Raw genomic sequence first — 10126 nt, forward strand, 5'->3', positions numbered from 1 at the left:
ATTGATAACTTAAATAAAAAGATTATATAATATTAGATACGCAACTATTGAAATGTTGCAGGAATAAAATTTTATAGTGTTAAATGTTTGTTAGTAAAATCAAGGTTTTTTAATAATGATTATTGATATAAAAAAAGCCAACAAATACATGTTGGCTTTTTACGTAACCAGGTAAGTAACTTGTCTAATTTTTACTCTTCATCCTAATTCCGTTTTCGTCAATATGTAAGTTAAATTCATCATCGTCGCTGTTAAAATTAATATCAATACTATCATCATTATCCTCATATTCAGCATCCCAGTGATGCTCATTGCAATTTAAACAGTGCACGCTATTGGTATCTATTTTTAGGTATTGGTTTTCTTTACTTTTAATAGGAATGTTATTATTATGACTACTCCAAGTATTAAAATCATAAGTGTTTCCATCGGCATATAAAGTCATTCCTACGGGCAAGTGCAAGGTTACCGTGATTTTTTGATCTCGGAATTGACTTTTTATTTCGGACAATGCAAAGGCATCTAAAAGTAATGTGTTTCCTGTAAGTTGGTAATTGTATTTCAGTGTTTCAGCTCTGTTTTTTGCATTTTCATAACTATTTCCTTGTGCATTTTTAGCTATTTGTATGCTAGCGGTAGTTGCTTGTGTCGACTTTACGTTAATCCTGATATCTTGAAGAACGATGACTTGTTCATTATTTTCATTAGTTCTAATATTAAATCCGTCCGAATGGTCAAACTCATTCACATAACGATCATCAATTAACATTTTCACATTCAGTGTGTCTGTATGGTTGAAGTACAAATTTTCAGTAGCTGTAACTCGTGCATCAAATGCGCGTTCACTGGCTTGTTTTACTCCTAAAAATGTCAGTCCAGCAAGGGCTATAAACCATAGTGAAACCAGTACTATTTTAGCTGTTTTACCTATAGATTTTAAGTTTTCAATTAAAATTTTTAGTCCAAGTATAAATATGAAAAAGAAAGGAATGCCAACTACCAAAAGTACCAATAACGAAATCAGCCATAATGGGGCGCCTACATTTACCACATCAACATAGTCAATCCACGGAGCGTCAAAAATATTAAAAGTTGTAAGATCAAACAGTGCTAAAAGCAAACTTATAATACTGATTCCAGAAACAAATAATAGGAGCAGTCCTACCGCTTTGCCAATAAGTTTGAGACAAAACCGTAACACTTCGGAAAGGCCTTCAAAAAAATTGGAGGAAGTAGATTTTACTTTATCACCGTATTTGGCATAATCTGCATTTTTAACGTGATCGGATACATTTTCAAAACCTTCTTTAATTTTTTTTTCAATGTTACTTATATTTATGGCCTCGCCGCGCATAGCTAATTGATCTGCAGTACTAACAGCTTTTGGAACAAAAATCCATAGAGAAATATAAATAAGGAAGAATGTTCCGCTTGACCCCAAAGTGAACACAACCCAAAAGATTCTGATCCAAATGGGGTCTATTCCAAAGTAATACCCCAGTCCGGATGACACCCCACCTGCGTAAGCGTTTGTAGGATCTCTAAATAATTTTCTTGTAATTTTTTTGCGGGTGGTAGCGTCTTGACTTTCTTCGTAGGATTCTTCACCTACATTGTAATCTTCGGGTTGTCCCATTATGTTAATAATTTCGTCTACCTCCTTGTTACCTATTACTTGTCTTTCATTTTGTATGCGCTCATTAAACAGCTCGGCAATGCGCGCTTCAATATCTGAAAGAATTTCTTCGTGCCCTTGTTCGCTGGCAAAAGAACGCTTTACGGCTTCTAAGTAATTTTGAAGCTTTAGGTAAGCATCCTCATCAACATGAAAGAAAATGCCAGCAAGATTGATGTTTATAGTCTTGTTCATTTTAGTCGTTTTTTGTAGTGTTGGTTACTAAGTTTACAGCTTGTTGTAGTTCGTTCCAGGTGGTGTTTAATTCATTTAAAAATAATTTGCCAGTTTCAGTAAGTTCGTAGTATTTACGGGGAGGACCTGAGGTTGATTCCTCCCAACGATAGTTGAGTAGTCCGGCATTTTTTAGCCGGGTAAGTAATGGGTATATAGTACCTTCTACAACTAACATTTTAGCATCTTTTAGTGTTTTAAGAATTTCTGCAACATAAGCATCCTCATTATTTAATATGGATAAAATACAGTATTCTAAAACTCCTTTGCGCATTTGCGCTTTTGTGTTTTCAATCTTCATAAGAAGGGTTTAGGTTCAATACTTGTTTTAAATAACAGGAAATAAGTATCACCTATTATTTTCTTATGCAAATATATATCTAAAAACAGGTACTATGCAAAACAAAGTACTGTATTTTTATTTTTTTTAACATTTTTGTTGTGATAGTTGTAAATACTTAAAGTGAAAATATGTGTAGAATAGAAAAATAGATGAACAATAGTTTAGTGGCTGATTGTTAGTTTTTTATAGATATTTGTGTATGTAATTAAATTATCATAATTTTTTTTAACATTATATTTGGTTTTTCATTTTTGAGATAAAATGGAAAGTTTGGTCTAATTTTTGGAAATAAACATTCACCTGACTAATCAGGTGAAAAAACAAAATAATTTTAAATATCATGAAAAAAACAGTAATAAGTTTAGTGGCAATTTTTACAATTAGTTTATCATTTGCGCAAGAACAAAATATAGGGGTAAAAGCTGCAGATACGCTTAATCCTGTTGAAGCTTTGGATCAAAGTAAATTAAAAGTAGATGAAAAAATTTCAGAAGAAACTAAAGATGAGTTAGAAGGAGGAATTGATGAACTTGAAAAAAAGAAGAAAGAAGTTGAAAAGGAAAAGGAGAGATTAGCTGAAGAAAAACTAGAAGCAAAAAGGCTTAAGAAAGAAGAGAATTTAAAAAAGAAGCAGGAACAGGCTGAAAAGAAAAAAGCTAAAGAAAAAGCTAAGGCAGAAAAGATAAAGAAGAAAAAAGAAAAATTAGCAGAAAATATTGCTGCTAAAAAAGCTACTATTAAAAAGTTGGAGCAAAAACTAGATAAAACAAAGAATCAATTAAAAACTCAAAAACATAAACTTTCGGATCTTAAGATTAAAAAGAAAGAATTGAAAGTTGAAGAACTTAAAGTTGCTATAAAAAAGCAAAAAAATAAATTAAGTAAGTTGTTGAAATAGATGGATTTAATTTTAAAGGTGATATCCTGCCAAGTGTGTAAAATCTAAAAAAATATCGGGGGTCATGACCCCCGATATTTTTTTAGATTTTATTTACTTATAAAGAAAGGATTCAACTTTAAAAAAGTCAAACCCTCTATATTTTAAACTTACACATTTTATGGGGGTAGAGTCTATAGGATCAATTTTCATTAATTCTATTCTGTAATTGATAAATAGGCAGAAAAATACCTTTTTCCTAATTCACGTTGACCTTTGGCGTTATAATGGATTTCATCAATAAGGTCGTTTTCTTTTTTTATTACAAAGGGAAAATCAGGGTCAGCATAAGCAGTATATTTTTGTCTTAACGGAGTGTTTTTTATAAATTCTTGTTGTATTTTTCGTAATTCATTTTGGCCTACCCAAAAAGGAACCATGCCGCCTACAATAAAAGGGAGTCTTTCAGAGTTTAAGTCTTTTCTTATTGAATTAATAAACTTGTCTAATAGAATATCATAATTAGTAAGTCCAGTATCTGATTCTCCTTGATGCCATAATATCGCTTTAACTATACTTTTTGGGTGTTTTTGTTTAACAAAATTTACACGTTCAATCAAATCTTCATATAAAAACTCAGATATTTTCCATTCTTTTTTTAATGATGCCCCACCAAATCCACATGGTATGAGTAAAATAGGTTTAGCTTTTTTTTTATGATTTTTATAGAGTTTTGCGAATGTAAGACCAAATCCAATCTTATTTTTTCTAGCTGTATGATGTTGTAATGGTTCATTAGCTTGGCTAATCATAAAGTCAAATATTGAAAACCGACCTAATTGAAAAATATCTTTGTCAGGGGTGTCTATTTTGGTGTCTAATCCTGAACCTGCTAGTGTGTTGGATTGTCCAGCAATAATAAATATATCAAAACCAGTATCGTCAAAAGTTTTAAATTCGCAAGATATTAGACTAATTAATAAAAATTTTTGTAAATAGCTTTTAAACATTATTAATTATGATTTTTTAATAAAAAATAGAATCTTAAAATAATACTACTGTTTGTTTGTATTGAATTATTACTATTGGAGTCAAACAGAAAATTTAATCCGACTTGATTACTAATAGACCAATTTTTGTGTAAAAAATATTCGCCCCCTATATGTATGTTGATCAATTTGGTTTTGCTTGTATTAATACCTATTTGTGGTCCACTATATATTATAAAATTTTCAGAAATTTTTTTTAAATAATCTAAACTTAATCTTAATGATCCTCTTACCCTAGTAGAATTTTCTTTTTGATTAATAAAGGTTATGTTGGTGTTGTTTTCAATTCTTAGTTTATTGCTAATTTGATAATTCATACTAATCGGGCTGGAGTTGTTGAATAGAAAGAGATCATCAAAACTTTCATTAAGATTAAAAAAAGATGACCCCAGTCCAAATCTTTTTTTTGAAGAAGCTTCTTGACAAAAAGAATTCACTGTAAAGAAAAAAATAATAAGTGTTGTTGTTGATCTTTTCATAGGGGCTAATTGTTACAATTTTTTAAATTTAAATATAGATTTTTTATTCATAAAGAAAGTAAGGTGAAATTATATTTTTTAATGCAAAAGATTTAAAAGAGATATGATGATATGTGTTATTATCATTCAGGTTTGTTTATTTTTGCAGCAAATTAAAAAAGTACCCTATGTTATCAGTTTCAAATTTATCTGTACAGTTCGGCAAGCGCGTATTGTTTGATGAAGTAAATACACAATTTTCGCAAGGGAATTGTTACGGAATTATTGGCGCGAACGGAGCCGGAAAATCTACGTTTTTAAAAATATTAACGGGTAAATTAGAGGCAACATCTGGTCATGTTCATTTAGAGCCAGGTAAGCGTATGTCTGTTTTAGAACAGAATCATTATGCATATGATGAATACAACGTTTTGGAAACTGTGGTTATGGGGAATAAAGATTTGTATAAAGTAAAATCTGAAATGGATGCACTTTATGCAGATTATGATGATAAAAATGCTGACAGAATAGGTGAGCTACAGGTTCAATTTGAAGAAATGAATGGGTGGAATGCTGATAGTGATGCAGCTCAAATGTTATCAAATCTAGGGATAAAGGATGATTTGCACTACACTATGATGGCGGATTTAGATGGTAAGCAGCGTGTACGTGTTTTAATAGCTCAGTGTTTGTTTGGAAATCCAGATGTATTAATTATGGATGAGCCTACCAATGATTTGGATTATGAAACAATTACTTGGTTGGAAAACTTTTTAGCAAATTTTGAAAATACTGTGATTGTAGTATCTCACGATCGACATTTTTTAGATGCTGTTTGTACTCATATTTCTGATATTGATTTTGGAAAAATAAACCACTACAGTGGGAATTATACTTTTTGGTATGAATCTTCACAATTAGCAGCTAAGCAACGCGCACAGCAGAATAAAAAAGCTGAAGAAAAAAAGAAGGAGTTGCAAGAATTTATTGCACGTTTTAGTGCTAATGTGGCAAAGTCTAAGCAAGCGACTTCGCGTAAAAAAATGATTGAAAAATTAAATGTAGCAGATATAAAACCTTCGAGCAGAAGATATCCAGCTATTATTTTTGAACGTGAGCGTGAAGCTGGGGATCAAATTTTGAATATTGAAGGTTTGGCGGCAAGTCAAGACGGAGATGTGTTGTTTAAAAATATTGACCTAAATTTAGCTAAGGGGGATAAAGTGGTTATTTATTCGAAAGATTCTAGAGCAGCTACTGCTTTTTATGAAATTATAAATGGAAAACTAAAAGCCGATGCGGGTGAATTTGCATGGGGTGTGACTACCAATCAGGCTTATTTGCCATTAGATAATAGTGAGTATTTTGAAAATGAATTAACACTTGTGGATTGGTTGCGCCAATGGGCAAAGACTGAAGAAGAGCGAGAGGAAGTTCATATTCGTGGATTCCTAGGTAAGATGATTTTTAGTGGCGAGGATGCCTTTAAGACTTCGAACGTATTATCTGGAGGTGAAAAAGTACGTTGTATGCTATCGCGAATGATGATGACCAGAGCCAATGTTCTTATGTTGGATGAGCCTACAAATCACTTGGATTTGGAATCTATTACTGCATTTAATAACTCCTTGAAAAACTTTAAAGGTACTGTATTGCTAACTACGCATGATCATGAATTTGCGCAAACCGTTGGTAATAGAGTTGTAGAGTTAACTCCTAACGGAGTGATAGATCGTTACACCACTTTTGATGAATATATGAGCGACCCAAAGATTAAAACTCTTCGAGAAAAAATGTATAGCTAGGTTTCCGTAAGGGCTTAAGTTGTTTTTGAAGAGTAAAGATTTAGAGTGTATAGCTTTAAATGTTATTATTTATGGCTTTTCGACTCAATGAAACACCTGGATTGCTTGATATTTACTTAGTTTAATGTTGCCTATTTAATAAAAGCTTAAAAGCTGAGATTATTAGCGCTAAGCAGAAGAAAAATTTTTACTGATAGTTAATCAAAAAGTAGGGTTTGGTCATCAATAGAGGTCTTAGTTTTCATGATGTGCTGTTGTAATGCTGCTCGATAATATTAAATTTCCATTTAACGGTTCTCTTGTGCTATGTACTTTGTAAAGTTATTGTAGTAAAGATTAGGCTTGTGTTTTTTTTGGTTGGACAAGAAAGAAAACATAAACGTAGCTTTAGCTACAGTGATATTTTATTTTGAAGTGTCAAGCAAAAAAGAATCCCTTTAATTGAAAATCTAACTTCCGAAACGATATTATCAGGCCAGTGCTAATTTTAATCTTGGAAACAAGATTGATGCGCTAAAATATAAATTCCTACATTTTATGCACTTCTATTTGATGTAAGTAAATTCGAATATTCTATAAAATCTTCAAATGCAGCTTTTCTAAAACCTAAATGAGCTTTATTGAAGCTGTTTTTCAAATAATATGGGCATAGTATGAGCGATAGTGTTGTTATTTAAATAGTCGCTAATAGTTAAATTTGTTTTTAACAAACATTTTAGTGTTTAGTTTTTGTTTTATTTATATTAAAAAAAGCTAAAATTTAACTTAATGAATGGTTAATGAATTTACATACTAATAATTTAAATGCTGTTAAATTAGTAATTAGGTAAAATAATAAAGCCTAAATTTTTTATTTACTAATTCTTTCCACTGTTATGGTATATATACCTATAATTGATGAACTTGCGTATGACTTAAGCCGGTTTTAAGTACAATTTATCTAGTCTAACAATAACACAATAACTATACTATGAAAAGCAAGAAATTGTTAAGGGTACTTTCCTATGCCTCTATTTTCGCAGCAGTACACGTTCAAGCCCAAAACGCCCAGCAAGTCAAAAAAATCCAGAGTGAGTACAACATGCTCGAGATTGAAAGCCTCCAACAAAAATTTAATAAAACCGCAAAAGCACAAAAAACTAAGGCTTTACAAATGGCTAAAAGTAAAGGCTGGAAATCGATAATTAAAACAAAAGATGGAAGAGTACTTGAGCTACAAAAAGTAGTAGATGGTAAACCAATATATTATACTACTTATAATACAGATGCAGCATTATCTACTAGAACAAATCACTTACAAACCAATGGCTCTTTAGGTTTAAATTTAATGGGTCAAGGTATGGTAGCTCACGTTTGGGATGGAGGAGTTGCCAGAGCAAGTCACCGAGAGTTTGATGGTTCCGGAGGGAATAACCGATATACTATTGGAGATGATGCAGGATTAGGATTAAATTTTCATGCTGCACATGTTACAGGTACTATTGTTGCAGCTGGTATAAGAAATGATGCAGAAGGAATGGCGCCTCACGCTCGAGCTGTTGGTTACGACTGGAATAACGACATTGCCGAAGCCGTAAATGCAGCTGGTAATGGTATGTTGGTGTCAAACCATTCGTACGGTTTTGCAGCCAGAGATAGGCAAGGTCGCGTTCAATTACCACAATATTTTTTTGGTGGGTATATTGAAGATTCCAGAGACTGGGACGTTGTAACATTTAATGCGCCAGATTATTTACCAGTTGTAGCAGCAGGAAATGATGGGAATGATAACTCGGCGAATAATAATCCTACTGGAGGTTTTGGATTTGATAAACTAACTGGAGCTTCAACTTCAAAAAATACGTTGGCTGTGGCCAACGCCCAAGATGCAAGAGTTGGTGGTAATGGTAATTTGATTTCAGTAAGTATTAATAGTTCTAGTAGCGAAGGGCCTACTGATGATCTTCGTATTAAACCTGATATCACAGGAAATGGTACCGGAGTATTGTCAATTTTAGATTCCAGTAATACTGCGTATAGAGAGTTAACAGGAACCTCAATGGCATCACCCAATGTAGCAGGATCTTTATTATTGCTACAACAGCATTATAACAACTTAAATAATACATTTATGAAAGCTGCTACTTTAAAAGGTTTAGCGCTTCATACAGCTGATGATGCAGGACCCACAGGACCTGATGCTATTTTTGGCTGGGGATTATTAAATGCTAAAAAAGCAGCAGAAGTAATATCGGCAGATGGTGATAATACTATAGTTGATGAATTAGTTTTAAGCTCAGGGCAAACGTATTCAATTACAGTTGAATCTGACGGATCATCACCATTGTTATCATCTATTTCTTGGACGGATCGTCCGGGTAGGGCAATAACTTCAGCAAGCTCAGCGCCAGTATTAGTTAATGATTTGGATATCCGAGTTTCTAAAGGAGAGAATTCAGCTTTACCTTATGAACTTACAGGAGCTACAACCAGTGCTCGAAGAGATAACAACGTAGATCCTTTTGAGCGTGTTGATATCAATAACGCTTCGGGAACTTATACAATTACAGTGAGGGCTAAAGGAAATCTAGTAGGAGGCAGTCAAAGATTTTCGTTAATTGTAACGGGAATTAGGGGGTCATCATCAACACCAAACCCAGTACCTCCTACTACTGTAAGCTATTGCGATTCAAAAGGAGATAATGCGCAAGCTGAATGGATTGATAATATTGAGTTGGGTGGTATTTCTAATACTTCGGGAGCAGGAAGTGGGTATTCAAACTTTACATCTCAAGTAGGTACTTTGTCAAGAGGAAGTTCTAATACTATGATTGTTAGTGCTGCTTTTAGTGGGCAATCTTATACTGAGTTTTGGTCAGTATGGATTGATTTTAATAAAAACGGAACTTTTGAAGCTAGCGAAAGAGTAGTCAATGGATCTTCGTCTAGTGCGGCAAACTTAAGTACTACTGTTGATGTACCTTCAAATGCAGCTTTAGGTAGCACGCGTATGAGAGTATCTATGAAATATAATGCTGCTTCTAGTCCTTGTGAAACATTTGAATTTGGAGAGGTTGAAGATTATACTATTAATATCATTGGAACCTCAGCAAATAGCACATTTAATAATACATCAATTGCTGCTACAAGTTTAAATAGTTCAGAAATCTATACTACTTCAGGAGGAACAAATACGCAAGACTTTGTTGGTTTTGCTACAACTGATGAGACCACTATTTTAGGTGACGAAGCTCCAACAGCGCTTGAGGTTTATCCTAACCCATCTAATTTGGAGGTACATGTTGGACTTAGTACTATCGAAAATTCAGAAAGCTCCTATAAAGTCATTAACTCGGCAGGACAAGTATTAAAAATTGGAACGTTGAAAGAGGAACAGATTAATGTATCTGATTTAACTCAAGGTCTTTATATATTGGAAGTTAATGATGGACAACGTGTATTTTATACGCAAATAATTAAAAAATAAATCAACTACACACTAATTACTAAATTTAGATTTAAAACCCAGGCACATTGTTGCTTGGGTTTTTTATTTTTAGAATTTCATTATCGGTTTTAGAAATCACTAAACTTTCATAACTGATTTTGCAAGGAATGGAATTAATCAAATTGATAGGAAATTCTAAATCTTCTTTACGGTAAGGACTCAGTGCACAAAAAGGGAGCAACTCAACATTTAGTATTA

General features: G+C 32.7%; 8 protein-coding genes. 3 read left to right on the plus strand and 5 right to left on the minus strand.

The genetic code is table 11. The features are described from left to right. Positions 1-184: 184 nt before the first annotated feature. Together GMC_RS0111885 and GMC_RS0111890 are read right to left on the minus strand one after the other, a co-directional pair. The gene (locus GMC_RS0111885; protein ID WP_010522340.1) at positions 185-1870 is read right to left on the minus strand and encodes a PspC domain-containing protein; all 1686 of its coding nucleotides are present in this window, start codon (positions 1868-1870) and stop codon (positions 185-187) included. A 1-nt stretch (position 1871) separates the two neighbouring features. Continuing rightward, complete coding sequence (locus GMC_RS0111890) at positions 1872-2210, minus strand: PadR family transcriptional regulator (RefSeq protein ID WP_010522341.1); 339 nt, start codon at positions 2208-2210, stop codon at positions 1872-1874. Positions 2211-2592: 382 nt separating this feature from the next. On the opposite strand from GMC_RS0111890, the gene GMC_RS0111895 reads away from it, so the two are divergent. Further along, on the plus strand, positions 2593-3150 hold the full coding sequence (locus GMC_RS0111895) for a hypothetical protein (RefSeq protein ID WP_010522342.1): 558 nt from the start codon (positions 2593-2595) through the stop codon (positions 3148-3150). A gap of 197 nt (positions 3151-3347) precedes the next feature. Here the strand turns inward: GMC_RS0111895 and GMC_RS0111900 are convergent, their stop codons facing one another. Both GMC_RS0111900 and GMC_RS0111905 read right to left on the minus strand, forming a co-directional pair. After that, complete coding sequence (locus tag GMC_RS0111900) at positions 3348-4139, minus strand: sialate O-acetylesterase (protein WP_010522343.1); 792 nt, start codon at positions 4137-4139, stop codon at positions 3348-3350. Between the two features lie 2 nt (positions 4140-4141). Beyond that, positions 4142-4657 (minus strand): hypothetical protein, encoded by a 516-nt coding sequence (locus tag GMC_RS0111905; RefSeq protein WP_138940618.1) that lies wholly within the window; start codon positions 4655-4657, stop codon positions 4142-4144. A 167-nt stretch (positions 4658-4824) separates the two neighbouring features. Here GMC_RS0111905 and GMC_RS0111910 point away from each other — a divergent pair, with 167 nt between their 5' ends. Both GMC_RS0111910 and GMC_RS19830 read left to right on the plus strand, forming a co-directional pair. Continuing rightward, on the plus strand, positions 4825-6441 hold the full coding sequence (locus GMC_RS0111910) for an ABC-F family ATP-binding cassette domain-containing protein (protein WP_010522345.1): 1617 nt from the start codon (positions 4825-4827) through the stop codon (positions 6439-6441). Positions 6442-7411: 970 nt separating this feature from the next. Further along, positions 7412-9907 carry a S8 family serine peptidase gene (locus GMC_RS19830; RefSeq protein ID WP_010522346.1) on the plus strand — a complete coding sequence of 832 codons (2496 nt, stop codon included), beginning with the start codon at positions 7412-7414 and terminating at the stop codon, positions 9905-9907. A gap of 31 nt (positions 9908-9938) precedes the next feature. Here the strand turns inward: GMC_RS19830 and GMC_RS22315 are convergent. Next, on the minus strand, positions 9939-10126 hold a 188-nt coding region (locus GMC_RS22315), incomplete at its 5' end, for a hypothetical protein (RefSeq protein WP_010522347.1).

It is taken from the genome of Aquimarina agarivorans, from assembly GCF_000218485.1.
GTDB classification, from domain to species: Bacteria; Bacteroidota; Bacteroidia; order Flavobacteriales; family Flavobacteriaceae; genus Aquimarina; species Aquimarina agarivorans.

Coding starts and splice junctions, on each gene's coding strand:
- GMC_RS19830 (WP_010522346.1), top strand. CDS start 7,412: ATGAAAAGCAAGAAATTGTTAAGGGTACTTTCCTATGCCTCTATTTTC.
- GMC_RS0111900 (WP_010522343.1), bottom strand. CDS start 4,139: ATGTTTAAAAGCTATTTACAAAAATTTTTATTAATTAGTCTAATATCT.
- GMC_RS0111890 (WP_010522341.1), bottom strand. CDS start 2,210: ATGAAGATTGAAAACACAAAAGCGCAAATGCGCAAAGGAGTTTTAGAA.
- GMC_RS0111885 (WP_010522340.1), bottom strand. CDS start 1,870: ATGAACAAGACTATAAACATCAATCTTGCTGGCATTTTCTTTCATGTT.
- GMC_RS0111895 (WP_010522342.1), top strand. CDS start 2,593: ATGAAAAAAACAGTAATAAGTTTAGTGGCAATTTTTACAATTAGTTTA.
- GMC_RS0111905 (WP_138940618.1), bottom strand. CDS start 4,657: ATGAAAAGATCAACAACAACACTTATTATTTTTTTCTTTACAGTGAAT.
- GMC_RS0111910 (WP_010522345.1), top strand. CDS start 4,825: ATGTTATCAGTTTCAAATTTATCTGTACAGTTCGGCAAGCGCGTATTG.